Source organism: Wenzhouxiangella sp. YN1, from assembly GCF_056324145.1.
The window spans coordinates 37780-62129 of sequence record NZ_JBJNIO010000155.1; the positions used below are offsets into that span (position 1 = coordinate 37780).

General features: G+C 63.1%; 27 protein-coding genes. 11 read left to right on the forward strand and 16 right to left on the reverse strand.

The annotated features are described in order from the left end of the window. Positions 1 to 45 precede the first annotated feature (45 nt). Entirely contained in the window at positions 46 to 2121 is a 2076-nt protein-coding gene (locus ACEWQZ_RS11445; RefSeq protein WP_476483222.1) for a tetratricopeptide repeat protein, read from the forward strand. 26 nt (positions 2122 to 2147) lie between these two features. Here ACEWQZ_RS11445 and ACEWQZ_RS11450 read toward each other — a convergent pair whose 3' ends face one another. Next, positions 2148 to 2654, reverse strand: coding sequence for a hypothetical protein (locus ACEWQZ_RS11450; RefSeq protein WP_476483223.1), 507 nt, complete (start codon positions 2652 to 2654; stop codon positions 2148 to 2150). A 288-nt stretch (positions 2655 to 2942) separates the two neighbouring features. Between ACEWQZ_RS11450 and ACEWQZ_RS11455 the strand changes: the two genes are divergently transcribed. From ACEWQZ_RS11455 to ACEWQZ_RS11480, 6 genes are all read left to right on the forward strand, one after another. Further along, positions 2943 to 3359, forward strand: a complete 417-nt coding sequence (locus tag ACEWQZ_RS11455; RefSeq protein WP_476483224.1) for a hypothetical protein — start codon at positions 2943 to 2945, stop codon at positions 3357 to 3359. A gap of 265 nt (positions 3360 to 3624) precedes the next feature. Continuing rightward, positions 3625 to 4926, forward strand: coding sequence for a DEAD/DEAH box helicase (locus ACEWQZ_RS11460; protein WP_476483225.1), 1302 nt, complete (start codon positions 3625 to 3627; stop codon positions 4924 to 4926). Positions 4927 to 5111: 185 nt separating this feature from the next. Beyond that, positions 5112 to 5885 carry a ferredoxin--NADP reductase gene (locus ACEWQZ_RS11465; RefSeq protein WP_476483226.1) on the forward strand — a complete coding sequence of 258 codons (774 nt, stop codon included), beginning with the start codon at positions 5112 to 5114 and terminating at the stop codon, positions 5883 to 5885. 193 nt (positions 5886 to 6078) lie between these two features. After that, complete coding sequence (locus ACEWQZ_RS11470; RefSeq protein WP_476483227.1) at positions 6079 to 6360, forward strand: metal-sensitive transcriptional regulator; 282 nt, start codon at positions 6079 to 6081, stop codon at positions 6358 to 6360. Positions 6361 to 6424: 64 nt separating this feature from the next. Beyond that, on the forward strand, positions 6425 to 8743 hold the full coding sequence (locus ACEWQZ_RS11475) for a copper-transporting P-type ATPase (RefSeq protein ID WP_476483228.1): 2319 nt from the start codon (positions 6425 to 6427) through the stop codon (positions 8741 to 8743). Positions 8744 to 8816: 73 nt separating this feature from the next. Continuing rightward, positions 8817 to 9704: a phosphatase PAP2 family protein gene (locus ACEWQZ_RS11480; RefSeq protein WP_476483229.1), complete on the forward strand. Its 888-nt coding sequence runs from the start codon at positions 8817 to 8819 to the stop codon at positions 9702 to 9704. A gap of 93 nt (positions 9705 to 9797) precedes the next feature. Here ACEWQZ_RS11480 and ACEWQZ_RS11485 read toward each other — a convergent pair whose 3' ends face one another. Beyond that, a complete protein-coding gene (locus ACEWQZ_RS11485) occupies positions 9798 to 9977 on the reverse strand; it encodes a hypothetical protein (protein ID WP_476483230.1) in 180 nt (59 codons plus the stop codon). A 3-nt stretch (positions 9978 to 9980) separates the two neighbouring features. After that, positions 9981 to 10172: a CsbD family protein gene (locus tag ACEWQZ_RS11490; protein WP_476483231.1), complete on the reverse strand. Its 192-nt coding sequence runs from the start codon at positions 10170 to 10172 to the stop codon at positions 9981 to 9983. Positions 10173 to 10336: 164 nt separating this feature from the next. On the opposite strand from ACEWQZ_RS11490, the gene ACEWQZ_RS11495 reads away from it, so the two are divergent. Further along, positions 10337 to 10501 (forward strand): DUF1328 family protein, encoded by a 165-nt coding sequence (locus ACEWQZ_RS11495; protein ID WP_476483495.1) that lies wholly within the window; start codon positions 10337 to 10339, stop codon positions 10499 to 10501. 53 nt (positions 10502 to 10554) lie between these two features. Here the strand turns inward: ACEWQZ_RS11495 and ACEWQZ_RS11500 are convergent, their stop codons facing one another. Then, the gene (locus ACEWQZ_RS11500; RefSeq protein ID WP_476483232.1) at positions 10555 to 11229 is read right to left on the reverse strand and encodes a Crp/Fnr family transcriptional regulator; all 675 of its coding nucleotides are present in this window, start codon (positions 11227 to 11229) and stop codon (positions 10555 to 10557) included. 243 nt (positions 11230 to 11472) lie between these two features. Here ACEWQZ_RS11500 and acs point away from each other — a divergent pair, with 243 nt between their 5' ends. Then, positions 11473 to 13434: an acetate--CoA ligase gene (acs, locus tag ACEWQZ_RS11505; protein WP_476483233.1), complete on the forward strand. Its 1962-nt coding sequence runs from the start codon at positions 11473 to 11475 to the stop codon at positions 13432 to 13434. Positions 13435 to 13678: 244 nt separating this feature from the next. Here the strand turns inward: acs and fghA are convergent, their stop codons facing one another. The 10 genes from fghA to ACEWQZ_RS11555 all read right to left on the reverse strand — a co-directional run bounded on the left by fghA (position 13679) and on the right by ACEWQZ_RS11555 (position 20828). Continuing rightward, positions 13679 to 14527: an S-formylglutathione hydrolase gene (gene fghA, locus ACEWQZ_RS11510; RefSeq protein WP_476483234.1), complete on the reverse strand. Its 849-nt coding sequence runs from the start codon at positions 14525 to 14527 to the stop codon at positions 13679 to 13681. A gap of 13 nt (positions 14528 to 14540) precedes the next feature. Further along, positions 14541 to 15650, reverse strand: a complete 1110-nt coding sequence (locus ACEWQZ_RS11515; protein WP_476483235.1) for an S-(hydroxymethyl)glutathione dehydrogenase/class III alcohol dehydrogenase — start codon at positions 15648 to 15650, stop codon at positions 14541 to 14543. A gap of 79 nt (positions 15651 to 15729) precedes the next feature. Then, on the reverse strand, positions 15730 to 16416 hold the full coding sequence (gene mtgA / locus ACEWQZ_RS11520; RefSeq protein WP_476483496.1) for a monofunctional biosynthetic peptidoglycan transglycosylase: 687 nt from the start codon (positions 16414 to 16416) through the stop codon (positions 15730 to 15732). Continuing rightward, a complete protein-coding gene (locus tag ACEWQZ_RS11525; RefSeq protein WP_476483236.1) occupies positions 16416 to 16811 on the reverse strand; it encodes a hypothetical protein in 396 nt (131 codons plus the stop codon). Before ACEWQZ_RS11525 ends, mtgA begins: the two co-directional genes overlap by 1 nt. Positions 16812 to 16821: 10 nt before the next feature. Then, on the reverse strand, positions 16822 to 17079 hold the full coding sequence (locus ACEWQZ_RS11530) for an FAD assembly factor SdhE (protein ID WP_476483237.1): 258 nt from the start codon (positions 17077 to 17079) through the stop codon (positions 16822 to 16824). 168 nt (positions 17080 to 17247) lie between these two features. Further along, complete coding sequence (locus ACEWQZ_RS11535) at positions 17248 to 18033, reverse strand: succinate dehydrogenase iron-sulfur subunit (protein WP_476483238.1); 786 nt, start codon at positions 18031 to 18033, stop codon at positions 17248 to 17250. 5 nt (positions 18034 to 18038) lie between these two features. Continuing rightward, a complete protein-coding gene (gene sdhA, locus ACEWQZ_RS11540) occupies positions 18039 to 19826 on the reverse strand; it encodes a succinate dehydrogenase flavoprotein subunit (RefSeq protein ID WP_476483239.1) in 1788 nt (595 codons plus the stop codon). A gap of 2 nt (positions 19827 to 19828) precedes the next feature. Beyond that, positions 19829 to 20212, reverse strand: a complete 384-nt coding sequence (gene sdhD / locus ACEWQZ_RS11545) for a succinate dehydrogenase, hydrophobic membrane anchor protein (protein ID WP_476483240.1) — start codon at positions 20210 to 20212, stop codon at positions 19829 to 19831. Next, on the reverse strand, positions 20209 to 20586 hold the full coding sequence (gene sdhC / locus ACEWQZ_RS11550) for a succinate dehydrogenase, cytochrome b556 subunit (RefSeq protein WP_476483241.1): 378 nt from the start codon (positions 20584 to 20586) through the stop codon (positions 20209 to 20211). The genes sdhD and sdhC overlap by 4 nt, the downstream gene beginning before the upstream one ends. A 29-nt stretch (positions 20587 to 20615) precedes the next feature. Then, entirely contained in the window at positions 20616 to 20828 is a 213-nt protein-coding gene (locus tag ACEWQZ_RS11555) for a DUF1674 domain-containing protein (protein ID WP_476483242.1), read from the reverse strand. Positions 20829 to 20848: 20 nt separating this feature from the next. Between ACEWQZ_RS11555 and ygfZ the strand changes: the two genes are divergently transcribed. Together ygfZ and ACEWQZ_RS11565 are read left to right on the forward strand one after the other, a co-directional pair. Further along, on the forward strand, positions 20849 to 21655 hold the full coding sequence (ygfZ, locus tag ACEWQZ_RS11560) for a CAF17-like 4Fe-4S cluster assembly/insertion protein YgfZ (RefSeq protein ID WP_476483243.1): 807 nt from the start codon (positions 20849 to 20851) through the stop codon (positions 21653 to 21655). A 51-nt stretch (positions 21656 to 21706) separates the two neighbouring features. Continuing rightward, positions 21707 to 22846, forward strand: a complete 1140-nt coding sequence (locus tag ACEWQZ_RS11565; protein ID WP_476483244.1) for a phosphate/phosphite/phosphonate ABC transporter substrate-binding protein — start codon at positions 21707 to 21709, stop codon at positions 22844 to 22846. A gap of 22 nt (positions 22847 to 22868) precedes the next feature. Here the strand turns inward: ACEWQZ_RS11565 and ACEWQZ_RS11570 are convergent, their stop codons facing one another. Beyond that, a complete protein-coding gene (locus ACEWQZ_RS11570; protein ID WP_476483245.1) occupies positions 22869 to 23684 on the reverse strand; it encodes a class I SAM-dependent methyltransferase in 816 nt (271 codons plus the stop codon). Between the two features lie 44 nt (positions 23685 to 23728). Further along, positions 23729 to 24289, reverse strand: coding sequence for a CDP-diacylglycerol--glycerol-3-phosphate 3-phosphatidyltransferase (gene pgsA, locus ACEWQZ_RS11575; RefSeq protein ID WP_476483246.1), 561 nt, complete (start codon positions 24287 to 24289; stop codon positions 23729 to 23731). Positions 24290 to 24350: the final 61 nt, after the last annotated feature.

The following is a 24350-nucleotide window of genomic DNA, read 5'->3' on the forward strand; positions in this document are numbered from 1 at the left end:
CGCCAGGCCCGTACGGGTACAGCGCTGAGCGTGTGTCAGAGTACGTTGGCCGCTGCACGAGCGAAGGATGATCACGCTTCCACGCTCGTCGCACTTTTTCAGCTCGCCATCCTCGCTCGCGAGGCGGGCCGCTATGACGAGGCAGAAGCGCGCCACGGCGAGATCCAGCAGATTCCGGGTTTTTCCGGCCAATTGATCAACCAGTACCGGCTTGCCCGCGACCAGGGCATCCTCGCCCATGCTCGGCGAGACAGCGCAAGCGCACTGACCTTCTTTCGCGGTGCCTTGGCGCTGGCGTCCCGGCACGGCGACCGTGCACTGGTTGCCCGCAGTCATAACGATCTTGGCAACGCCTATCGAAGTATCGGCGCGCTCCAGGAAGCGCTTGACGCCTATACGACAAGCTTGGAGATGAAACGGGCACTTGGAGAAACGCAGCTTGGCAGCACGCTCAACAACATCGCCGATCTTCTGACTGACCTGGGTGACCTCGAACGAGCCGAGCATTATTACCAGGAGGCGCTCGAGCACCACCGACGGGCGCAGGCTGACCATCATATTGCACACAGTATGGAAAGCCTGGCTCGACTGCTCGCCAAACAGGGGCGAGCGAAAGAAGCCATGGCGGCGGCAGACGAAGCATATACCGCTTTTCGTACCATGGGACACTCACCCGACGAGGTGCGTGCAGCCACCCAAATGGCAAGCATTGCCAGCCGGCTCGAAGAGCCCCAGATGGTGACACGCTGGCTTGAAGTAGCTCGAGCCACAGCCAGTCTTTCTGATATTGAACTACCACCGCGCTGGAGTGCCCTTCAAGCCAACCAACTGGCGACATCGGGGCAGCTCGACACCGCCCGGCGCCTGCTGGCCAGAGCCCTTGAGAACGGTTCCACCTGGCCAGACAACCAGCACCTGAAGATAATCAAACAGCTGGCCGACCTCAATGCCCAGGCAAATGACCACCAGGCGGCGCTTGACTGGTTGCGCCGTTACAATAGTGAAAGCCTCGCTCGAATCAAGCGTGAGCAGGATCGTGAGCTCAACCGCTACCGGGTACTGTTCGAGGTCACGGAGAAGCAACGAAAAATCGAACAACTGGCTGCTGATAATCGGCTGCAAGAGCTGGCACTTGAGAACCACCGCCACCGTACTGCCCTGATCGCGACCGCCGGAGTCAGCGGGACGGGATCGATACTGCTCGTGGCCATTGCGTGGCACCGGCGACGCAACCGCCGCGAAGCCGAACGGCGCAAGCAGCTGCAGCGCGCAATCGAAAGATATAAGGCCTCCGCCAGCGCGCTGCGTACTTCACACGAACAGCTCCAACAGCTCCTCGACATGGGAAGCGACGCGCTGCTCAGCCTGGATGCCCGGGATCGTATCGTGTTCGCCAACCAGGCCGCTCGCCAATTACTTGAGCTTGACTCTCTGGCAGGTGACGCACCCAGCCTCGACCAGGTATTCGGTCCGGGTACCTGGCAACAGCTTCAGAAATACAGGCGTGATGTAGCCGTCACGACCAGCCGCGGATCAGAGCTGCGCCTGGATCTCGAGCCGCTCAATCTCGAAGAAGAGCTGCAGGTCATCAATATTCGGGCGCCAGAGCAACAGTCACATGCCGCAGAAGAGCTGATTCCGCTGATCAACCGGCACTTTTCACGCATGCAGGCTTTCGGCAGCGTGCTGCAGGCCGTCCTGAAGCAGGGCGGCATCCCGAGGGAGCTCTACCGGCGCTGGAGCTCCATCGACGACGATCTGGAGCTGCTTTTTGGCCAGCTCCAGCCTGTGCAGCAGAACATACGAAGTCAGTTTCGGCGGAGTCTGGTCAACCTGATGGTCAACAGCCTGGATGTCTGGGAGCGCGCGACCGGCCAGACGCGGATCGAGTTGGCTGAAGACAGCGGCATCTGGCGGGTAACGATCGACGAAGGCCGATTGCGCACCCGGGCCATGGATCGCTACCTGAGCCTGACCCAGTTGCCCAAACAGCCGCGCTGGCGTGAGGTGCTACGCACAGCCTATTTCGTGCTGGGAGAGTGCGCCGGGGAGGACGACGGGCAGCTGGAGGCTGGCATTGAAAACGTCAAACGGGATGCAAGAAAGCTGGGGCTGGCCTGAAATGGCGCAGCCCCGCCCCATTCCAATCAGCGAACCGGCATGACCGGCTCGGCTGGCCTGGACTGCTCGCTTTTCGCAGGCTCACAGCGAACACACATGGTCTGCAGGCCCATCGTCGCGCGATAGCGTTCATGATGTCGCTGTTCGTCGTTGAAGGCATCCGGGCCTGTGGTGATATGGACGACTGTGCCATGGTCAGGATGCGTTGCACCTACAAAGCCCACCGCAAAACCGCCACAGTGATTGATGGCCCTTGCGTTCACGGCTCCCCAGTCGTCATCAAACTGGCCGCAGGTTCGCGTCCCGATGCCTCCGGACCTGCTCGCAGTGCAGCTGCTACGACCGCTTTCCCGCTGCACCATTCGGGCCAGTGTCTCACCATCCCAATTGACCTCATCAACGACGACCAAGCGTCCATTCTCGGTACACCAGTCCGGGTGTTCCAGCGGACTATGAGCCCAAGTCGAAGCAGCAAGACCCGCTGACAGCAGCGCGGCCATGGCCAGCAGATGGCGTTTCGTCACACGGTGCATCCAGATTCTCCAAAATTCATGACGGTCTCCAATCCTAGTCCAGACCGGAACGGGGGGCAGCAACAATCCCGGGACGTTTTGGGAACAAACCTGATATTCAATGATAGATCAGATACTTGAGTTGAAAAGTGTAAGCGTCCGAGACCACCCGACTGGCCGCAGCTTCCCGCTTTCATCACCAGTTTGTGCTGGCCGAAGCGACACTCGCGAGGCAATGTAAATCCCGACCGTCGATCTGGCGGCTCCCGGCTCTCGCCGGCGATCAAACTCAAACTAGTGGAAGCCAACATGAAAACTCACAAACATTTTATCTGCGTTCTGCTTACGATTCTCGCCAGTTCGCTGGCCACGGCCGCGCCAATGCCCGGAACAGGCGGCGGCTACTTCGGCTCGGCCTGGTTTACCAATAGCCAGGGCATCCTTGTCGGCCCCCACTCGACTTGGTGGGAATGCAACGAGGCTTTCCAGACTTCACTCGACATACGCGTCAACGACTGGGGCTGGACTGTCAAGTCCATCAGCCCCTGCAGCTACACGCCGCCTTTCAGCGCGGGCCATGTCGGCTATGAAACGGCATATGCCGTGGACAGCAGTGATCCCGGGACCAGCCTGGGACACGTCGAGGCAATCATCAACAAGATCGCCTTGCTGCGTGAGCAGTACCGGATCACGGAATACGAAAACGCGCTTCAGCGCATCAAATAGTCCTTTACCTCGTAATCGGGCCGGCCGAGCTCTCGGCCGGCCCGCCCTCACTGCCAGGTCTTTTTCAAACACCCGATTCCCGCGAGATTATGTTACAGTGCGGCTGCATTCTTGAGGCTGCAATCCCTTGCAGTCGACTTGCATGAATGCCCTCTCGCGGATTGATGGGGTCGAAATGATCCCGGCCAAGGCCTCTCCCCGATTTGTTTCTTTCCCGAAATGTTCGGGAATTTCTTACGCCTTGGCCTCAACAAGGATCAAGATAATGAAGTTCGAATCTCTCGGCCTCAGGGCCGAACTGCTGCGTGCTGTCAGCGAACAGGGCTATACCAGCCCGACGCCCGTTCAGGAAAAAGCCATTCCGCTGGTGCTCGAAGGCCGCGATGTCATGGCCAGCGCCCAGACCGGCACTGGCAAAACCGCTGCCTTCACGCTGCCATTGCTGCATCTGCTGAGTGCCGGTGGCGGCGACCAGCGCAAGCCGCGCGCGCTGATTCTCACGCCCACGCGCGAGCTGGCCGCCCAGGTGCACGAAAACCTCCGCTCCTACAGCCGCCACATCAAGCTACGATCTCTGGAAATTTTCGGGGGCGTCAATATCAACCCCCAGATCAACAAACTCAAGCGCGGTATCGACGTGCTCGTGGCCACGCCCGGCCGCCTGATCGATCATATGCAGCGCGGTACCGTTGATCTGGCGAGTGTCGAGCTCCTGGTGCTCGATGAGGCCGACCGCATGCTTGATATGGGCTTCCGTCCGGCGATCGAGCGTATTGTCAAGGCCGTGCCGGAAAAGCGTCAGACACTCCTTTTTTCCGCCACATTTTCCAGCGAAATCAGTAAGCTGGCGCATAACTATCTCAAACAACCTGCGCGCGTCGAGACCGCCCGGCCCAACTCCACCGTCGAGGCCATCGCCCAGCAGGCCTTCCGCGTGGACCAGAAGCACAAGCGCGAAGTGTTGTCCTTCCTCATCGGTTCCAACAACTGGCAACAGGTGCTGGTTTTCACCCGCACCAAGCACGGCGCCAATCGCCTGGTTCGCCAGCTTGAAACCGATGGCTTGCCGGCGGCTGCCATTCATGGCAACAAGAGCCAGGCTGCCCGCACCCGGGCGCTGAGGGATTTCAAGAAGAACGATATTCGTGTGCTGGTGGCCACCGACATTGCCGCACGTGGAATCGATATCGACGAGCTGCCACATGTGGTCAACTATGACATTCCCAACGTGCCCGAGGACTACGTCCACCGCATCGGCCGCACCGGTCGGGCCGGCCGCGACGGCCTGGCCGTTTCGCTGGTCGCCGGCTCGGAGCACGGCTTGTTCGAAGACATCCGCAAGCTGGTGAAGGTCGACATCCCCACCTTCGGGGTCGAAGGCTATGAGCCCACCGAGCCGCTGTCCAGAGAGGCCGGAAAAATGCCCCCGAGACGTGGCCGCAACAAAGGTGGTCGCGGCCGCGGAGGCGGTGGCAACCGCGGCGGTCGCAATGTCCCCGGTGGGCAAAAGTCAGCGCGCAGCCGAGGCCGAGGCCGCAATCGCGGCCAGCGCTCCCCCACTGCCTGACGCTGATGACATCCCGGCGGGCAACCCGCCGGCGTTCACCACCCGCTGCTTCCATCGCATACCCCGGCACCACGCTGTCGCGCCGCGTCGGCGTGGTGCCGCCAGGGCTTGAAGCCGGGTTCGGGGGCCCGACATTGATGCAGTAGCAGCTACCGCCTTGTCGCAAGAGGAGACTTCTTCGATCCATGGATAAATTTCGTCGCGAACGGGTTCTGAGCATCCATCACTGGAACGACGGCCTGTTCAGCTTCCGCACCACACGGGATAACGGACTGCGTTTCGACAGCGGTCAATTCATCATGCTCGGGATGCCCGTGGACGGCAAGCCCCTGATGCGTGCCTACTCGTTTGCCAGCGCTTCCTGGGAAGAGGAGCTGGAATTTTTCTCGATCAAGGTGCCTGACGGCCCCCTGACTTCGCGTTTGCAGCACCTCGAGATCGGCGACGAAATCCTGCTGTCAAGAAAGCCGACCGGCACGCTGCTGATCAGCGACCTCAAACCAGCCAGCCGCCTCTATCTGCTGGGCACCGGAACCGGCTTGGCGCCCTTTCTTTCGATCATCAAGGATCCGGAAACCTATGAGCGTTTCGACACTGTCGTCGTCGCTCACGGTGTCCGCCATGTTGAAGATCTTGCCTATCGCGAAGCCATTACCCGGGACTTGCCGAACCATCCGATTCTCGGCGAATTGATCGGCGACAAGCTGCGCTACTACCCCGCCGTCACCCGCGAGCCCTTCCGCAATCGTGGCCGGCTGACCTCCCTGCTTGATTCCGGCCAGATGATGCGCGATCTCGATTTGCCGCAGCTGGAACCGACCGAGGATCGCGTCATGCTCTGCGGCAGCATGGCCATGATCAAGGATTTTCGCGAGCTGCTGGATGCGCGTGGCTTCGAGGCCAGCCGATCGGTTGGCGATCCCGGAGACTACGTGTTCGAGCGCGCTTTCGTGGGCTGAGCGGGTTGCTTGCCGCAGGCGCCGGCGTCTCGTCCGCCCGGCGGCTCTGAGGCGCGCATACCCCCGCCCACTCCGTGAAACATCATGGAACCAGACTCATGTTTGACCCCTAACCTGTTGATTAAATAGCAGATGCGGCTCATTCAGGTTCTTTCGAGTTGAACCATATACCCCCAAGGGGTATCCTGCAGGCATGGAGAGTCACCCCGACCACCGCGACCACCTCCGTCGCCTGAACCGCGCTCGCGGGCAGATTGATGGGGTTGTGAAAATGGTCAATGAGAAGCGGTATTGCGTCGATATCCTGACGCAACTGCGCGCAGCGCGCTCTGCACTGCGGGCGGTGGAAGACGGCGTTCTGCGCAGTCATGTTCAGCACTGCATCCAGGACGAGCTGGCCCGCGGTCACATTGAAAGACCCAACGAGCGCATCGACGAGCTGATTGATGTGCTGACACGCTACGGGCGCTGGTAAAAAGCCAGAAACGCTGGAACTGCCCTGCCCCGTTATCAAGACTCAAAAATCTGCGAGGTTTGCCATGAGCGAACACGAGCACGCCCGCCCCAGCGGCGAAGAAGACCGGCAGCCCCACTGCTGCCATTCCAGCCACGAGCACGGCGACGGCCACCAGCCCTCGGGCGAGAAGGCCTACTACTGCCCGATGTGCCCCGGCGTGGAATCGGATGAGCCCGACAGCTGCCCCAAATGCGGCATGGCGCTGGAAAAGGCACAGTCCGGGCCGTCGACAAGAACCGAGTACACCTGCCCGATGCACCCCGAGGTGGTGCGCGACGAGCCCGGCGACTGCCCCGAGTGCGGCATGGCGCTGGAGCCGCGCACCGTCACCGTGGAGGAAGACAATCCCGAGCTCGACGACATGCGCCGGCGCTTCTGGATCAGCGTGCCGCTGACCGCCATCGTGATGTTTCTGGCCATGGGCAAGATGATTCCCGGCCTGGCCGACCTGATTCCGCACAAGCCGGGCATCTGGCTGGAGCTGGTTTTCACCACGCCGGTGGTGCTGTGGGCCGGCTGGCCGTTTCTCCAGCGCGGCTGGATGTCGCTGCGCACCATGAATCTCAACATGTTCACGCTCATCGCCCTGGGCGTGTCGGTGGCGTTCATCTACAGCCTGGTTGCCACCGTGGCCCCGGGGCTCTTCCCGTCGAGCATGGTCGACGAGCACGGCACGGTCGATGTCTACTACGAGGCGGCGGCGGCAATTGTCACCCTGGTGCTGCTCGGGCAGGTGCTGGAGCTGAAAGCGCGCTCGAAGACCAGCCAGGCCATTCGTGCCTTGCTGGGCATGGCGCCGAGTACCGCGCGCCGCATCGACGCCGACGGCAATGAGGAAGACGTGCCGCTCGAGGACGTCCAGATCGGCGATCGCCTGCGGGTGCGCCCGGGCGAGAAGATTCCGGTCGACGGTGAGGTGATCGACGGCCGCTCCAATGTCGACGAGTCGATGATCACCGGCGAGCCGGTCAAGGTCGAAAAATCGGCCGGTGAACGGGTGATTGGCGCGACGGTCAACGACACCGGCTCGCTGGTGATGGAGGCCACGCAGGTCGGCAACGACACCGTGCTCTCGCAGATCGTGCAGATGGTGGCCGAAGCGCAGCGCTCGCGCGCGCCGATCCAGAACCTGGCCGACGTCGTGGCGAAATACTTCGTGCCGGCGGTGGTGCTCTCGGCGGTCGCGGCCTTCATCGTCTGGCTGGCCGTCGGGCCCGAGCCGCGCCTGGCCCATGCCACCGTCAACGCCGTGGCGGTGCTGATCATTGCCTGCCCCTGCGCGCTGGGCCTGGCCACGCCGATGTCGATCATGGTCGCCACCGGCCGCGGCGCCGGCATGGGCGTGCTGTTCCGGGACGCTGAGGCGATCGAGGTGATGCGCAAGGTAGACACCCTGATCGTCGACAAGACCGGCACGCTGACCGAAGGCCGGCCGCAGCTGGCCTCCGTCGAAGCCGTCGATGGCATCGACGAGGACGAGCTGCTCGCCGCCGTCGCCGCGCTCGAGCGCGCCAGCGAACATCCGCTGGCCGAAGCGATTGTCGAAGGCGCGAAAGCGCGCGATATCCAACTGAGCGATGTTGCTGATTTCGAGTCGGTCACTGGTGAAGGCGTCCACGGCAAGGTGGGCGAGAAACAGGTGGCCATGGGCAATCGCAAGCTGATGGACAGCCTGGGTGTCGACGTCGAATCGCTGCTCGACGACGCCGAGTCGATGCGCAGGGAAGGACAGACCGCCATGTTCGCGGCCGTGGATGGCAAAGCCGCCGGCCTGATCAGCGTGGCCGACCCGATCAAGGACACCACGGCCGGCGCCATCGACGCGCTGCACGAAGAAGGCCTGGAGATCGTGATGGTCACCGGCGACAGTGAAACCACGGCGAAGGCGGTGGCGAGAGAACTGGGCATCGATCAGGTCTTTGCCGACGTCGCGCCCAAGGACAAGTCCGACAAGGTGGCCGAGCTGCAGGAAAACGGCCGCACCGTGGCCATGGCCGGCGACGGCATCAACGACGCCCCGGCCCTGGCACGCGCCGATGTGGGCATCGCCATGGGCACCGGCACCGACGTGGCCATGGAGTCGGCCGGCGTCACCCTGGTCAAGGGCGATCTCACCGGCATCGTGCGCGCCCGCCGTCTGTCGCGGGCAACCCTGGCCAATATCCGCCAGAATCTGATTTTCGCCTTCGGCTACAACAGCGTTGGCGTGCCCATCGCCGCCGGCGTACTGTATCCGGCCTTCGGGCTGCTGCTCAGCCCGATGATCGCGGCGGCAGCCATGAGCTTCAGCTCGGTGTCGGTCATCGGCAACGCGCTCAGGCTCAACCGAGTATCGATCTGAGCGTGGCTCCGGTCGCGGGTGCGTTGCCACCGGGCTGGTATTCTTGTCCGACCCCGATGGCAGGAGAGACAGGATGTCGACCACGACCGTGACGCTGCTGCTGATCACCGCGGCGCTGATCGTGCTGCGACTGCTGGCCTGGCAGCTGATCCGGCTGGCCGCACGCGGGCTCGAGTGGCTGGCCGCTGCGCTCGACAGGACCCGGCAGCACCACAGTGTGGCCGGCCTGACTGGCGCGCTCGCACGGCGGTTTCCCAGAACGGCTCGCGTCATCGCCGCGCGCATCACGCGAGCGCGGTTCACCGGCCTGCCGCTGACGCTGATGATCCTGGCGGCGCTGTATGTGCTGGTGCTGATCGGCGGGCTGGTCGAGGAGCTGCTCGAAGCCGAGGAGATGATCCGCTTCGATCAATGGGTGAATCAGAGCCTGGGCGCGCTACGCAGCGATGGGGTTCTGAGCGTCTTTTCGTGGTTGACCGGCCTGGGCGACTCGGTCACGGTCGTGGCCGTGGCGCTTGCCACCACGGGGCTGGTCTGGGCCTATCGACACGCGCATGTGATCGTGCCGCTGTGGACGGTGGTGATCGGCTCGCAGATCACCACCTACGCAGGCAAGTACGCACTCGCGCGCGAGCGCCCCGAGGCCGTTACCGAGATCATCGCCGCCACCCCCTCCTTCCCCAGCGGCCACTCGACCAGCGCCATGGCGGTCTACGGCTTCCTCGCCTATCTCATTGCCAGAGATCTTCCGGCCGCGCGCTTTCGCTTTGAAGTCGGCTTCTGGGCCGCCATGCTGATTGCTCTGATCGGGTTCAGCCGCATGCTTCTCGGCCTGCACTACGCCAGCGACGTCGCGGCCGGCTTTCTGGTCGGCATCCTCTGGCTGCTGATCGGCTTCGCGTTGATGGAGTATCGAACGCGCAACAGGCACGCGCCCTGCCGCGGCCAGGCACCACCATGACGAATGATCATGGTCCCCTGAAGCTACGGCAAAACAGAAAAATCCCGGCGCAATGGCCGGGATCTTTCATTGGCAAGCATCGCAAGCCCGGGATCAGCCACCACTGGTGGCGTCGTCGACTTCGTCCTTGACCTCTTCTGCGGCTTCGTCGATGTTTTCACCGGCTTCTTCGGCCGGGCCCTGCTGCTCACAGCCGGCCAGCACGCCGACCGACAGGGCCAGCAAAAGCGCACACAGGACGTTGAACAGCTTGTTGTCAATCAGCTTTCTCATGGTTCACTCCTTCATTTTATTGAGTTTTTCGGCAATTGCCTCGCGGCTTTCGCCATACTTCTCCTGAATCCGGGCAATCAGTTCGTCAAGATTGCCCTCTGCCTGACTGACCTCGTCATCGGTCAGCTCCCCCCACTCTTGCTTGACACTCGCGGTAAAGCGGTTCCACTTGGCTTTCGCCTGGTACTTTTCCATCGTGCGACCTCTCGTTATCAAGCCACCCTGGCTGATCGATTGACTTGCCAAACGCGCACGATACAGCGCTGACGGCGTCGACGTCCATAACAAAGGTTAAAGACAAAGCGCACAAGCTGACCTACGATCTCAGCTCCTTTTCACAAATAAGAAAGGAATACGACATGCTTACATGGGCTTTGATATTTCTCATCATCGCGATCATCGCCGGGGCTCTCGGCATGAGCGGCGTCGCAGGAACAGCCTCGAGTATTGCCTGGATCCTGTTCGTCGTCGGCCTGATCGTGGCATTGATTTTCTTCATCAGCGGCCGCAAACCGAGAGTCTGACGCGCTGCTGAAAGCGGGGGTCGGCAGCGTTGCCGCCCCCGTTCCGATCTGACCTACGCCAGATAGGCCGGATCGAAACCCGACAGCGCCACCAGCGCATCGAGATTGTCGATGATGACGCGGTTGTGGCAAGTACGCGCCAGCCCCTTGTCCTTGAGTTGCGCCAGCGTCCGGCTGACATGCACGGTGCTGATGCCCAGAGCATCGGCGATCACATTCTGGTTGAGCGGCAGCTCGAATTCATTACCCGACACTTTCAGGCGCGCCTTCATTTCCAGAAGAAAATGCGCCAGCGCCTCGACTGCGGGTCGACGACCGATATTGATGATGCGCTCGGTCAACAAGGCGTTTTCCTGAACCAGCTTGAGGAAAAAGATCCGCGCCAGCCTGGGAGACTGTTCGAAGATTTCGTCAAAATGCTCGACCGGAAAGGGACAGGCGAACACGTCGGTCAGCGCGCTCATTTCCGCCTGGGTATGAGAAAAGCCGATATCGCGCAGGCCCATGATGCCACCGGGGAGGAATATATCCAGAACCTGCCGTTGACCGTTGGCCAGCAGCCGCGTCGCGCAGGCCCACCCTGCCTGCAGAATGAAAAAGTGGTTGGCCTCCCGGCCAGCCTCGCTCAATACGCTGCCGGCCGGAAACGCCTGCGCATCATCTTCCAGCGCGCGCAGGAGGCGAATTTCACTGTCATTCAGATCAGCGTGGCGCCTGAATTGGGCCACGATGCAGCTTTTTTCCGCCAACGATCGGCACTCCGGATCGGTTAGCAGGCATCCTATGTCAGGCGCAGTCATTGCACAAGTGCCCCTGCCCTCTCGCCTCGCTGACCACCACCTGTTGCCGCGGTCCCGGAAAGTCACGGGACCGACCATGCCGACACCGTCTTTACAAGCCCGCGGGCTTTGGCGACACTGAATGCCAGCGTCCACCTGGCCTTGCCGGGCCACCGAGGAGGAAACGAAGCCATGTCAGAGAATCATCCCCAAGCGCAAACCCATCCCGTTCCCGAGGAGATCGCAAAAACCGCCCACGTCGACCAGAAGCGCTTCCAGGAACTCCGCCGCGAGGCCGGCGCGGATCCGGACCGTTTCTGGAATCGGATCGGACAGACGATCGACTGGATCAAGCCCTACTCGCGCATCAGGGACGTCAACTTCGACCTTGACGATCTGCATATCCGCTGGTTTGACGACGGCACGCTCAACGTGGCCGCCAACTGTCTCGACCGTCACCTGGAAACCCGCGGCGACCAGGTTGCGATTCTGTGGGAAGGCGACGAGCCGGGCAACGAAGAAAAGATCACCTATCGCCAGCTCCACGCGCGCGTGTGCCGCTTCGCCAACGTGCTCAAGCGTCAGGGCGTGGGCAAGGGCGATCGCGTCACCCTCTACATGCCGATGATTCCCGATGCCGCCGTGGCCATGCTGGCCTGTGCGCGCATCGGTGCCGTGCACTCGGTGGTCTTTGGCGGCTTTTCGCCCGACGCCGTGGCCAGTCGCATCGTCGACTGCGAGGCCAGCATCGTCATCACCGCCGACGCCGGGCGCCGTGGCGGGCGTACCACCGCGCTGAAGAAGAACGTCGACCGCGCACTCGAGAACAAGGACGCCGCCGAGCGCATCGACACGGTGCTGGTGGTGAGAAATACCGGCGAGGACATCGACTGGCACGAGGGCCGCGATCGCTGGCTGCACGACGAGCTCGAGCACGTCGACGCTGAATGCGAACCCGAGGAAATGGGGGCCGAGGATCCCCTGTTCATTCTCTACACCTCGGGCTCGACCGGCGCGCCCAAGGGCGTGCTTCATACCTCCGGCGGCTACCTGGCCTGGTGCGCCTGGACCCACGAGAGAGTCTTCGACTATCACGACGGCGATATCTACTGGTGCACCGCCGATATCGGCTGGGTGACCGGCCACAGCTACATCGTCTACGGCCCGCTGGCCAACGGCGCAACCACGCTGATGTTCGAGGGCGTGCCCAACTATCCCGACACCAGCCGTTTCTGGCAGGTGGTCGACAAGCATCAGGTCAACATCTTCTATACCGCCCCGACGGCCATTCGCGCGCTGATGCGCGGCGGCGAAGCACCGGTGAAGAAGGCAAGCCGCAAGAGCCTGCGCATTCTCGGCACCGTCGGCGAGCCGATCAACCCGGAAGCCTGGGAGTGGTATCACGAAGTAGTCGGCGAGGGCCGCTGCCCGATCGTCGACACCTGGTGGCAGACCGAAAACGGCGGCATCCTGATCAGCCCGCTGCCGGGCGCCACCGATCTCAAGCCCGGCTCGGCCACCCTGCCCCTGCCCGGCGTCGAGGCGGCCATCGTCGACAACGAGGGCAACGAGCTCGAAGGTGCAGCCGAGGGCATCCTGGTGCTCAACGACAGCTGGCCCGGCCAGATGCGCACCGTTTACGGCGACCACAAGCGCTTCGGCGAAACCTATTTCGCGACTTTCCCCGGCCGCTATTTCACCGGTGATGCGGCGCGCCGCGACGAAGACGGCTATTACTGGATCACCGGTCGCGTCGACGATGTCATCAACGTCTCGGGCCATCGCCTGGGCACGGCCGAAGTGGAGTCAGCGCTGGTGGCGCACGAAGCCGTCGCCGAGGCAGCCGTGGTCGGCTTTCCGCACGACATCAAGGGCCAGGGCGTGTACGCCTACGTCACCCTGATGGCCGGACGCAAGGGCAGCGACGAGCTGGCCGACGAGCTCGTCCAGTGGGTGCGCAACGAGATCGGGCCGATTGCGACGATCGATCACCTGCAGTGGGCGCCCCACCTGCCCAAGACGCGCTCGGGAAAGATCATGCGGCGGATACTGAGAAAGATCGCGGCCGACGAATACGATCAGCTCGGCGACACCTCGACCCTGGCCGACCCGGGTGTGGTCGACGACCTGATCGAGCAGCATCGCCGCGGCTGATCCGGGGCCTGAAGCTCAGCTGCCTGGAAAGCGGAGCCGAGCGGCAACAGCGCACGGCTCCGCTGTCTTGCTGCCAAATCCGGGAGCCACTGAAAACACGGAATACACGGATGACTGCTTGCCCGTCAGGGTCAGCTCCGCTGCTCGAGTCTCCCCACGTTCCGTTCCGTATTTTCCGTGTATTCCGTGGTTACAGGGTCTTGATTCTCATGAACCACCACCAGCCGTCGCCGCGACGGCCGCGCTACGGCTTCAGATACCGCGCGTGATGGCGCAGGTGGTCGTCGATGAAGCTGGCGATGAAGAAATAGGAGTGGTCATAGTCCGGCTGCCGGCGCAGATCGAGTTCGACCCCCGCCGCCTTGCAGGCCGCCTCCAGTGCCTCGGGCCGAAGCTGGCCGTCGTGCAGGAAATTGTCGGCCTCGCCCTGGTCGACCAGCAGTGAATGATCGCTGCCGCGCGTGCGAATCAGCTCGCTGGCGTCCCACTCTTTCCACGCTTCACGGTCGTCGCCCAGATAACCGCTGAAGGCCTTCTGGCCCCAGTCGCACTCCATCGGATTGGCGATCGGCGCAAAGGCCGAGACCGAGCGGTACTGATCGGGTTTGCGCAACGCACAGATCAGCGCGCCGTGGCCGCCCATGGAGTGCCCGGAAATCGCCTGGCGATCGCTGACCGGCAGGCTGCCCGAAACCAGCTGGTGCAGCTCTTCGGTCACGTAGTCGAACATGCGGTAATGACGATCCCAGGGCGCGCGAGTGGCATTGAGGTAAAAACCGGCCCCCGAGCCGAAATCGTAGCTGTCGTCCTCGCCCGGCAGATCAACTCCGCGCGGACTGGTATCCGGGGCGATGATCGCCACGCCCAGCTCGGCGGCCATGCGCTGGGCGCCGGCCTTTTCCATGAAGTTCTGATCGGTGCAGGTCAGCCCGGACAGCCACCACAGCGCAGGCACCGGCGTGGTTTCGGCCGCCGGTGGCAGATAGGCGCCAAAGATCATGTCGCAATCAAGCACCTCGGAGCGATGTTTGAAACGCTTGTGCCAGCCGCCGAAACTGCGGTTGGCGGCCAGTTCTTCCAGCTGATAATTCATGTCTTCACTCAACTCAGTAATGCAGAACGGTACGAATGCTCTTGCCGGCATCGAGCAACTCGAAGGCCTCGTTGATTCTGGCAAAAGGCATTTCGTGGGTGATGAACTCGTCGATCTTGATCTCGCCATCCATGTAGCGCTGGACATAGCCGGGCAACTCGCTGCGGCCCTTGACGCCGCCGAAAGCCGAGCCGCGCCACACCCGGCCGGTAACGAGCTGGAACGGCCGGGTCGAGATTTCCTCGCCGGCACCGGCCACGCCGATAATGACCGACTCGCCCCAGCCCTTGTGGCAGCACTCCAGCGCCTGGCGCATGACGTTGACGTTGCCGATGCACTCGAACGAGTAATCGACGCCGCCGTCGGTCAGGTCGACGATGACCTCCTGGATGGTGTCATCGTGGTCTTTGGGGTTGACGAAATCGGTGGCTCCGAACTGACCTGCCAGATCGAACTTGTCGGCGTTGATGTCGATGGCGATGATGCGCTCGGCGCCGGCCATGACCGCGCCCTGGATGACTGCCAGGCCGATCGCGCCAAGGCCGAAGACGGCCACCGTCGAACCGGGCTCGACTTTCGCAGTGTTGAGCACGGCACCAATGCCGGTGGTCACGCCACAGCCGAGCAGGCAGATCTTGTCCAGCGGCGCCTCCTTCGAGACCTTTGCCAGCGAGACTTCGGGCACGACCGTGAATTGACTGAACGTCGAAGTGCCCATGTAGTGATGCAGCTTGTCGCTGCCGAGTGAAAAGCGCGAGCTGCCGTCGGGCATCACGCCCTGCCCTTGCGTGGCGCGCACCGCCTGGCACAGATTGGTCTTGCCCGAGCGGCAGAACTTGCACTGGCCGCACTCGGCCGTGTAGAGCGGGATGACGTGGTCGCCCGGCGCCACGCTGGTGACCTCGGGGCCCACCTCGCGCACGATACCGCCGCCCTCGTGGCCAAGCACAGAAGGAAACAGCCCTTCCGGGTCGGCGCCCGAGAGCGTGTAGGCGTCGGTGTGACAGACGCTGGTGGCGACGATTTCGACGAGCACCTCGCCGGCCCTGGGGCCTTCGACCTCGATTTCGGTCAGCTCCAGCGGCTCGCCGGCTTTCCAGGCAACTGCAGCGGTGGACTTCATGGAGCGAGCTCCTTTTCCGGTAACGTCAGACCACAGGGTAGCAAAGCCGCGCGCACAGAAGGATTGGCGCCTCTGAAGATCAGCGCTCAGGCTCGGGCACCCAGCCTGATCCCAGGTTGTCCATCTGGTGCAGAATCCAGCGCTGGCGCGCCAGCAGAAAATCATCGGGCCGGTCGGCATCGAAACGTTTTGGCGCCGGCAAAACCGCCGCAAGCCGGGCGGCCTCGGCGCGGGAAAGCCCGGCAGCCGATTTACCGAAGTAGTGTCGCGCGGCGGCCTCGGCACCATAGACGCCAGTATCGAACTCGACGATATTGAGGTAGATCTCGAGCAGTCGGTGCTTGGGCACGAACAGCTCCAGCGGCACCGTGATGGCGGCCTCCAGCCCCTTTCGAACCCAGCCACCACCCGACCACAGATACAGATTGCGCGCCAGCTGCTGGCTGATGGTGCTCGCCCCGCGCAGGCGGCCACCGTCGAGGTGGTGATCGACGGCTTCCTTGATCTGCTTGAGATCGAAACCATGATGGTGAGGAAACTTCTGGTCTTCGGCCGCAATCACGGCGAGCTTGAGGTGATCGGAAATGTGCTCGGATGCCACCCACGTCTGGCGAACGGCGCGATCGTTGCGCCAGGCATCCAGGGTCATGTAGGCCGAGGTGGCCGGGTCGACCCAGCGCAGCGGCAGGGTCAGGCCGACAAGCACCATCACCCCCAGCAATGCCAGGCGCAGCAGCCACTTGCCGGTGGTGCGAACAACTCGCATCACGCCTCGATCGCCTGGCGCAGCTCGCGGCACAGCCTGCGGAAATCAGTCGCGCTCAACTGCGCCCTGAACAACCCGATCGAGCGCGGCAGCCCGGCGGCGTCGGGTCGCCAGCGAAAGCCGACATAGGCCGGCGAGACGAACGGCAGGCCGGCGAGCTCGCCCCGCACGACATGATCGTCGCTCGCCTGACGGACGCACACCCTGCGCCCGGCCACCTCCAGGGCGACGATTTTCGGCCGCAGCAGGCGCCGAACCGACAGGCCACCTCCAAGCAGTGCGAGCAGAGCGAGAAGGAATTGCAGCGGCGTGGGCAGAGCGTTGATGAATGCCGCCAGGCAGGCCAGCAGGCTCAGCCCGGCTACAGCCAGCGCCGCGCCGCGCGCCGGTTTCACCAGCCAGTCATTACGCCGAGGGCGAGAAGTGGCGGGCACGAATGGCCTCGACGATGGCTTGCAGCTCCGGCTCGGGTCGGGCGCGCCCCAGCAGCCAGTCCCAAAGTCGGTCGTCCTCGACCTCAAGCAGGCGTTCGAAAGCCTCGCGCCGGCGGGCATCGGCCTGGCTCCAGCACTCTTCCAGCCAGCTGCCGAGCATCACGTCAAGCTCCTGCATGCCGCGCCGGCAGCGCCAGCGCAGTCTCGAAGGCGGCTGATCACTGCTCATATCCGCTGGGCTCCTCGGTGGGTGGATGCAGTATGGCCCGGCGGCGCACCTCATCTGTTTCGATCATTCGAGTTTCGGTCGTTCGAATTTGTTTGCTACTTGCAATCTGGTGCTTGCTACTTGGCAGCTATCCGGTACGTAGTTGGCCGATACTCGCAATTTGGGTTTTCAGAGGCTTCGCCTGGCCAGCATCATCTTCTTGATCTCGGCAATCGCCTTGGCCGGATTCAGCCCCTTGGGGCAGGTGTTGGTGCAGTTCATGATGGTGTGGCAGCGATACAGACGGAACGGATCCTCGAGGTCGTCCAGGCGCTCGCCCGTGGCCTCGTCGCGCGAGTCGACCAGCCAGCGATAGGCCTGCAGCAGAACGGCGGGGCCAAGATAGCGCTCGCCGCTCCACCAGTAGCTGGGGCAGGCGGTCGAGCAGCAGGCGCACAGAATGCACTCGTAGAGCCCGTCGATATGCTTGCGGTCTTCCGGCGACTGCAGACGCTCCTTGTCCGGCGGTGCCGGGCTTTGCGTACGCAACCAGGGACGAATCGAGGCGTACTGCGCATAGAAGTGCGTCAGATCGGGCACCAGATCCTTGACCACCGGCATGTGCGGCAGCGGGTAGATCCGGACGTCTCCCTTGATCTCGTCAATGCCCTTCGTACACGCCAGCGTGTTGGTGCCGTCGATATTGAACGCGCACGAGCCGCAGATGCCCTCGCGGCACGAACGCCGGAAAGTCAGGGTCGGATCGATCTCGTTCTTGATCTTGATGACCGCGTCGAGCACCATCGGGCCGCAGTCTTCAAGATCGATGTCGAAGGAGTCGACGCGCGGATTGTCGCCGTCGTCCGGGCTCCAGCGGTAGACGTGAAAGGTCTTGACCTTGCTCGCGCCCTCGGGCGCCGGATGGTGCCGGCCCTTGCCGATGCGCGAATTCTTCGGAAGTCTGAATTCAGCCATGGTCGTCAGTAAGTCCGTTTCCGGGGAGGAATGACTTCGGCTTCATCGGTCAGCGTTTGCATGCGCACCGGCCGGTAGTCGATTCTCGTCTTGTGATTGTCATCCATCCAGATGAGGCTGTGCTTCATCCAGTTGTCGTCGTCGCGCTCGCTATAGTCCTCGCGCGCGTGGGCGCCGCGACTTTCGGTGCGATTTTCGGCCGCAGCCATCGTGGTCACGGCGTTGCCGAGCAGGTTGCGAAGCTCGAGCGTTTCGACCAGGTCGGAGTTCCACACCAGCGAGCGGTCCGAGACCTTGACGTTGCTGAAGCTGTCGGCCACCTCGGTGATTCGCTCGCGACCGACCGCCAGGGTATCGGCGCTGCGGAACACGGCTGCGTCTTCCTGCATGACGCGCTGCATCCGGTCGCGGATCGTGGCGGTGGGCAACTCGCCGTCGGCGTGGCGGATACGATCGAAATCGTCGACGATTCGGTCGACGGTGCCCTCGGGCAACGGCTTGTGGGTTTGCCCGGGCTCGATGGTTTCGCCACAGCGCAGGGCCACGGCCCGACCGAAGACGATCAGATCAAGCAGCGAGTTGGAACCCAGGCGGTTGGCGCCGTGGACCGACACGCAGCCGGCTTCGCCAACGGCGTACAGGCCCGGCACGACACGCTCGGGATCGCCGTCGGCCAGGGTCACGACCTCGCCGTGATGGTTGGTCGGAACGCCGCCCATGTTGTAGTGCGCCGTGGGCAGCACCGGGATGGGGTCCCTGGTCACGTCCACGCCGGCGAAGATGCGCGCCGACTCGGCAATGCCCGGCAGGCGCTCGTTGATGACCTCGGGCCCCAGGTGCTGCAGGTTGAGATGAATGTGGTCCTTGTCAGGCCCTACCCCGCGGCCTTCGCGAATCTCGATGGTCATCGAGCGCGAAACCACATCGCGCGATGCCAGGTCCTTGGCGTTGGGCGCATAGCGCTCCATGAAACGCTCGCCTTCGGAGTTGGTCAGGTAACCACCCTCGCCGCGCACGCCTTCGGTGATCAGGCAGCCGGCGCCGTAGATGCCGGTGGGGTGGAACTGGACGAACTCCATGTCCTGCAACGCCAGGCCTGCGCGCAGGGCCATGCCGCCACCGTCGCCGGTGCAGGTATGCGCCGAAGTGCAGGAAAAATAGGTTCGCCCGTAGCCACCGGTGGCCAGAATCACGCCGTGGGCGCGAAACTCGTGCAGGGTGCCGTTGGTGAGATCCCAGGCCAGCACGCCGCGGCAGGCGCCGTCGTCGTCCATCAGCAGATCGAGGGCGAAGTACTCGATGAAGAATTCGGCGTTGTGCTTGAGCGACTGCTGGTAGAGGGTGTGCAGGATGGCATGCCCGGTCCGGTCGGCCGCAGCGGCCGTGCGCTGGGCCGTGCCCTCGCCGAAGTGCGTGGTCATGCCGCCGAAGGGACGCTGGTAGATCTTGCCCTCTTCGGTACGCGAGAACGGCACGCCGAAGTGTTCCAGCTCCACCACCGCCTGCATGGCGTTCTTGCACATGTATTCGATGGCGTCCTGATCGCCGAGCCAGTCCGACCCCTTGACGGTGTCGTACATGTGCCAGCGCCAGTCGTCTTCGCCCATGTTGCCGAGCGCGGCACTCATGCCGCCCTGGGCGGCCACGGTGTGCGAACGGGTGGGAAACACCTTGGTGATGCAGGCGGTCTTCAGGCCGGTGGCGGCCAGGCCCATGGTGGCGCGCAGGCCGGCACCGCCCGCGCCGATGACCAGCACGTCATATTCGTGCCGGGTGATGTCGTAGCTACTCAAGTTCAGACTCCCAGGGCCAGTTTGAGAATGGCAATTGCGGCCAGCAGGCCGCCGAACAGCGCCGCCGCCCGGATCAGCACGATCAGCGCCAGCTCGACGGCGCGACTGTGGACGTAGTCCTCGATGACCACCTGCAGGCCGAGCTGGCCGTGGTGAAAGGCGACGACCACGAAAAGGATTGCGAGCACGGCATTGACCGGATGGGCAATGAAAGCCGCCGCAGCGGCATGGTCGGCGCCGACAAGCGTCGTCAGCGCCCACACCAGCCAGCCCGTGAGCGCCACCAGAAAGATGGCAGTCAGGCGCTGGATCCACCAGTGACCGACGCCGTCGCCGGCCGAACCGTGGTTATGAGCCTGTTGCAGCGGATGTCGAAGTTGTGTCACAGCAGACCTCCCCAGACGATGGCAGTCACGATGACAGTCAGGGCCAAGACCGTCCAGCCCGAGGCGTAGGCGCCCTTGAGCTCCAGCAGCCAGCCGGCATCCCACAGCAGGTGCCGGATGCCATTGAACAGGTGGTAGAACAGCGTGACCGTCCAGACGAACAGGAAAATCAGCCCCAGCGGGCTGGCCAGCCAGGCATTGACGGTGGCGTAGGCCTGCTCGCCGGCCGCCAACCCGACCAGCCAGGCCACCACCATGACCATGCCCAGGCTCAGCAGCAGACCGCTGAAGCGATGCAGGATGGAAGTGACCGAGGTCAGCTGCGGGCGATACACCTGCAGATGCGGAGATAAGGGGCGGTTGTCCGTCGCCATGGCTTTGATGCTCCCGGTATCAGTGGAATTCAGAAATCAATGCAGCGACCGTCCTTCTCCCAGTCACCGTAGCGGGTCGGATCGAGACCCTGCCGTCGACCGCCGTACTCCCGAGGCCGCTCGTCTGGCGAGCTTTCCGGCAGTGAATCCGGCATGCTGCTGCCGGATGGCTTTTCAGCGACCGGCTCGGCGGCATCCGGATCCGGGGTCGTGTCCGAAGATGTACAATTATAACCGTTCATGACGCTCCATTTTACCCGGCATGCCGAATAGATTCAGTCTTGCTCATCTGGCGTCCTTTTCGATCGAGGGCGCCGATGCCCATGATTTTGCCCAGGCCCAGTTCACCGTCGACGTGAATACGCTCTCCGGCGAACGCTGGGCGCCGCTGGCCTGCTGCGATCCCAAGGGCCGTGTGATCGCCTTCATGATAGCGCGCAGCGCTGAAGACCGCATCGAGCTCATCCTGCCCGCAAGCCAGGCCGAAGACGTCGGCAAGACGCTCGCGATGTTCACCATTGGCCGCAAGGTGACCATCTCCGAACCCGGACCTGTGGCCGGCTCTTTCCACCCCGATGCCGCCACTGCCGTGCTTGGCCCGGACCCCGGGCGCGGCCTGACTGCCGGAATCGAGGCGACGGCAGATGCCGCGGCGCAGCGGCGCTGGCAGCGTCTGGATCTGTGCCTCGCCCTGCCCTGGCTGGAGCCGGCTTCGGCCCGGCAGCACCTGCCGCAATGGCTGGGGCTGGAAGCGCTGGGCGGGCTGGTGCATGACAAGGGCTGCTACCCCGGCCAGGAGGTTATCGCCCGCCTGCATTTTCGCGGCAAGGTCAAGTACCGCACAACCGGGTTGATTCTCGACTCCGGCCTGGAGGTGCCGGCCCATGCCCGGCTTGCCGATGAGCAGGGGCGGCGTGTCGGTCACTGGCTCTATGGCTTCGGCGACAGCGATGCCGGCGCCGGACTCGCCGTGCTGGACAACAGGATTGCCGACGGCGGGCAGGTCTGGATCCGGGTCGGGGAAAACACGTGCCCGGCGAAAGTGACGGCGGCGGAAACGCTGTGCTAACATCCGGGGCAAAAGAAATCAACAAATCATGAATTTAGAGGGGCCAGCTCAATGAAAACATCAAGCCAATTGGCCAGCCTGATGATGGCTCTGATGCTGGCGGCAGGGTCTTGGGCGCAAGAAGACAGCCAGGATCAGGAGCCGCCCCCGGAGCAAACTGTTCAGCAGCAAGAGCCGGTTGAGCAAACCGATCCGGCCCGGGAGCCGGAGCTTCCCGAAGCGCCGGAAAACCAATCGCCTGAGCCGGCATCGTCTGCCGAACAAGCAGTGGAAGCGGTTTCCGAGCAGGCCGGAGACACGGCCCCTCCTCCCGCGGCAGCCGAGGCGGATGCTGTCGAGGTGCTGGAGGAAGCACCGCCCCCGCAGCAGGGAGAGGATGCGCAGCCGCCGCAAGATTCGGCAACGGCCGAGGCGGCAGCCCCAGAGCCGGCTGCGGACGCGAACGCCGGCAGCGCCGAAATCTTCGTCGTGCAGGCACATCCCGTCTTCCCGCCGGAAACCGCCGAGCAGATCTATCGGCCACTGGTCAACTACCTCAACGACAGCTTGCCGTATCGTTTTGAACTGACGCTTGCGCCCGACTTTCATCGTTACTGGCTGAGCACCCGACGGGGAGAAAGCCCCCATATCGTCCTGGAAGAGCCGCACCTCGTAGCCCACCGCATGCGCGAGTACGACTTCACTCCACTGGTTCGGGCCGAAGCGCCGATCACTTATTCACTGCTCAGCGCCACTGACAACGCGGAGGCCAGCGTGCAGGACTTCATCGGCCGACAGATTGCAACCATGCCGGCGCCCAGCCTTGGCTACCTGGTGCTCATCAACTGGTTCAAGAACCCCATGCAGCAGCCCATCATCCAGTCCGGCGCCAGTTCCTGGCAGGATGCAGCCGAGCTTGCCGTCTCCGGTGCGGCCGCAGCGGCGATCGCCCCCGGGCGGGTGGTCTCACGCTACGATGACATGACCAGCATTCTGACTTCACAGGAGTTTCCGGGGCTGACCGTTGCCGCCAGCCCGGAGGTCGCAGAAGACATCCAGCAGGAAATCAGCGATGCCCTGCTGTCTCTGCATGAAGACGAAGCGCGACCAACAGTGCTCGACGAGCTCGCGATCGAGCGCTTCGTCGCAGCTCAGGCCGAGCAATACGACGGCCTCGAGGAGTGGCTCAACCTGGTCTACTCGATTCTTTGAGTCCAGGCGGACGCGCGCAACGCTACCGGCGCGCGATCAGATAGCAGATCCAGCCGGCGTCGGCATCGCCGGTTTCGGCCGGCTCGTAGATGCCGTCGCCTTCGCCGGTGTCCTCGTCGGTTCCTTCCCAGTAGACCGCCACTGAAGAATAGCCGGCCTCTTCCAGCAGCTCCCTGATCTCCGGCAGCGTCCACAATCGCCAGTGGTATTCGAAGGCGCGGCGCATCTCCGAGCCATCCGGAAACTCGAAGTGAATCTGACAGGTCATGGCGTGCTGTATCGGATCGAAGCTGGCCTGGTCCCAGACGTAGGTCCAATCGTCATACTCGGTGCGCTCTTCGAGCTCACGATGGGCATCGTAGCCGCCGAAGGCATCCAGAAACAGCACGCCATCGTCGACCAGAAATTCTCGAACCCGCTCGAAGTACGCGCGCAGCGTCGCCCGGGTCGTGAACAGGTAATAACTGAAGTTCATGGCCAGAACGGCATCGACCGGCTGCGTTTGTGCCTGCATGACATCGCTTTCCACCAGCTCGATGCGGGCCCGCTGCTCCGGCGTGAGCGTTTGCAGATGATGCTGTCGCCCCCAGGCAAGAACTTCGGCATCCAGGTCTACGCCCACCGCCCATCGGTCAGGATGGCTTGCCACCCAGTAGCAGGCGGTGTTTGCGGTCCCGCAGAAGTCCTCGCGGATGAAACGCAGCGGGCGATCGGTCAGATCATGAAAGGTTTCAGAGACGAACTCCAGCTCCGACTCGGGATCCTGAACACTATTTTCATACAGGATATGACGATCAGCCTGATCGGCCAGCGTATGTGCCTTGTCCTTGCCAGACATGCTTGAAAACTCCGTTGGAATACCATTGCCCCGGCGGGGCAGATTCAGGATTGGCGACGAATCGCCGGCCAGGCAGCACGCAGATACAACACCATCGACCAGATGGTGAGCAGGGCAGCCAGAACCAGCAGCCAGCGCCCGATGTCGAGCACCGGAATGGCCCACAGCGACTCGCCATAAAGCAGAAAACCGATGGCCACCATCTGCAGGATGGTCTTGACCTTGCCGACCCAGACCACCTTGACCCGCCCCGCTTCGCCGAGGGCCGCCATCCATTCGCGTAGCGCCGAGATCGTGATCTCGCGTCCGATGATGATGGCCGCCGACAGCGTGATATCGATTTCGGGATGTCGCTGCACGATCAGCAGCAGCGCGACAGCCACCATCAGTTTGTCGGCCACGGGATCAAGAAAGGCGCCGAAACTGCTGGTCATGCCCCAGCGCCGGGCCACCCAGCCGTCAAGTCCATCGGTCACCGCAGCGAGAACGAACAAAGCCACCGCGACCTGGTTCGATGCCTCGAACGGCAGATAGAAAACCAGTACGAGCACCGGAATGAACGCAATACGAAACAGCGTCAATAGTGTCGGTATGGTCAACTGCAACGCTTTGCTCCAAAGGCCGGGAAAACGCCATTATCCCGCAACGGGCGGGCCAGGGTAAGCC

What these genes read in the sequence shown, in the direction of transcription:
- ACEWQZ_RS11475 (WP_476483228.1), top strand. Translation starts at nt 6,425, where the DNA reads ATGAGCGAACACGAGCACGCCCGCCCCAGCGGCGAAGAAGACCGGCAG.
- ACEWQZ_RS11455 (WP_476483224.1), top strand. Translation starts at nt 2,943, where the DNA reads ATGAAAACTCACAAACATTTTATCTGCGTTCTGCTTACGATTCTCGCC.
- ACEWQZ_RS11570 (WP_476483245.1), bottom strand. Translation starts at nt 23,684, where the DNA reads ATGTCTGGCAAGGACAAGGCACATACGCTGGCCGATCAGGCTGATCGT.
- ACEWQZ_RS11485 (WP_476483230.1), bottom strand. Translation starts at nt 9,977, where the DNA reads ATGAGAAAGCTGATTGACAACAAGCTGTTCAACGTCCTGTGTGCGCTT.
- ACEWQZ_RS11530 (WP_476483237.1), bottom strand. Translation starts at nt 17,079, where the DNA reads ATGAGCAGTGATCAGCCGCCTTCGAGACTGCGCTGGCGCTGCCGGCGC.
- ACEWQZ_RS11480 (WP_476483229.1), top strand. Translation starts at nt 8,817, where the DNA reads ATGTCGACCACGACCGTGACGCTGCTGCTGATCACCGCGGCGCTGATC.
- ACEWQZ_RS11465 (WP_476483226.1), top strand. Translation starts at nt 5,112, where the DNA reads ATGGATAAATTTCGTCGCGAACGGGTTCTGAGCATCCATCACTGGAAC.
- ACEWQZ_RS11470 (WP_476483227.1), top strand. Translation starts at nt 6,079, where the DNA reads ATGGAGAGTCACCCCGACCACCGCGACCACCTCCGTCGCCTGAACCGC.
- ACEWQZ_RS11555 (WP_476483242.1), bottom strand. Translation starts at nt 20,828, where the DNA reads ATGAACGGTTATAATTGTACATCTTCGGACACGACCCCGGATCCGGAT.
- ACEWQZ_RS11515 (WP_476483235.1), bottom strand. Translation starts at nt 15,650, where the DNA reads ATGAAGTCCACCGCTGCAGTTGCCTGGAAAGCCGGCGAGCCGCTGGAG.
- ygfZ (WP_476483243.1), top strand. Translation starts at nt 20,849, where the DNA reads ATGCCGAATAGATTCAGTCTTGCTCATCTGGCGTCCTTTTCGATCGAG.
- acs (WP_476483233.1), top strand. Translation starts at nt 11,473, where the DNA reads ATGTCAGAGAATCATCCCCAAGCGCAAACCCATCCCGTTCCCGAGGAG.
- ACEWQZ_RS11495 (WP_476483495.1), top strand. Translation starts at nt 10,337, where the DNA reads ATGCTTACATGGGCTTTGATATTTCTCATCATCGCGATCATCGCCGGG.
- mtgA (WP_476483496.1), bottom strand. Translation starts at nt 16,416, where the DNA reads ATGCGAGTTGTTCGCACCACCGGCAAGTGGCTGCTGCGCCTGGCATTG.
- ACEWQZ_RS11460 (WP_476483225.1), top strand. Translation starts at nt 3,625, where the DNA reads ATGAAGTTCGAATCTCTCGGCCTCAGGGCCGAACTGCTGCGTGCTGTC.
- fghA (WP_476483234.1), bottom strand. Translation starts at nt 14,527, where the DNA reads ATGAATTATCAGCTGGAAGAACTGGCCGCCAACCGCAGTTTCGGCGGC.
- sdhC (WP_476483241.1), bottom strand. Translation starts at nt 20,586, where the DNA reads ATGGCGACGGACAACCGCCCCTTATCTCCGCATCTGCAGGTGTATCGC.
- ACEWQZ_RS11450 (WP_476483223.1), bottom strand. Translation starts at nt 2,654, where the DNA reads ATGCACCGTGTGACGAAACGCCATCTGCTGGCCATGGCCGCGCTGCTG.
- ACEWQZ_RS11535 (WP_476483238.1), bottom strand. Translation starts at nt 18,033, where the DNA reads ATGGCTGAATTCAGACTTCCGAAGAATTCGCGCATCGGCAAGGGCCGG.
- ACEWQZ_RS11490 (WP_476483231.1), bottom strand. Translation starts at nt 10,172, where the DNA reads ATGGAAAAGTACCAGGCGAAAGCCAAGTGGAACCGCTTTACCGCGAGT.
- ACEWQZ_RS11565 (WP_476483244.1), top strand. Translation starts at nt 21,707, where the DNA reads ATGAAAACATCAAGCCAATTGGCCAGCCTGATGATGGCTCTGATGCTG.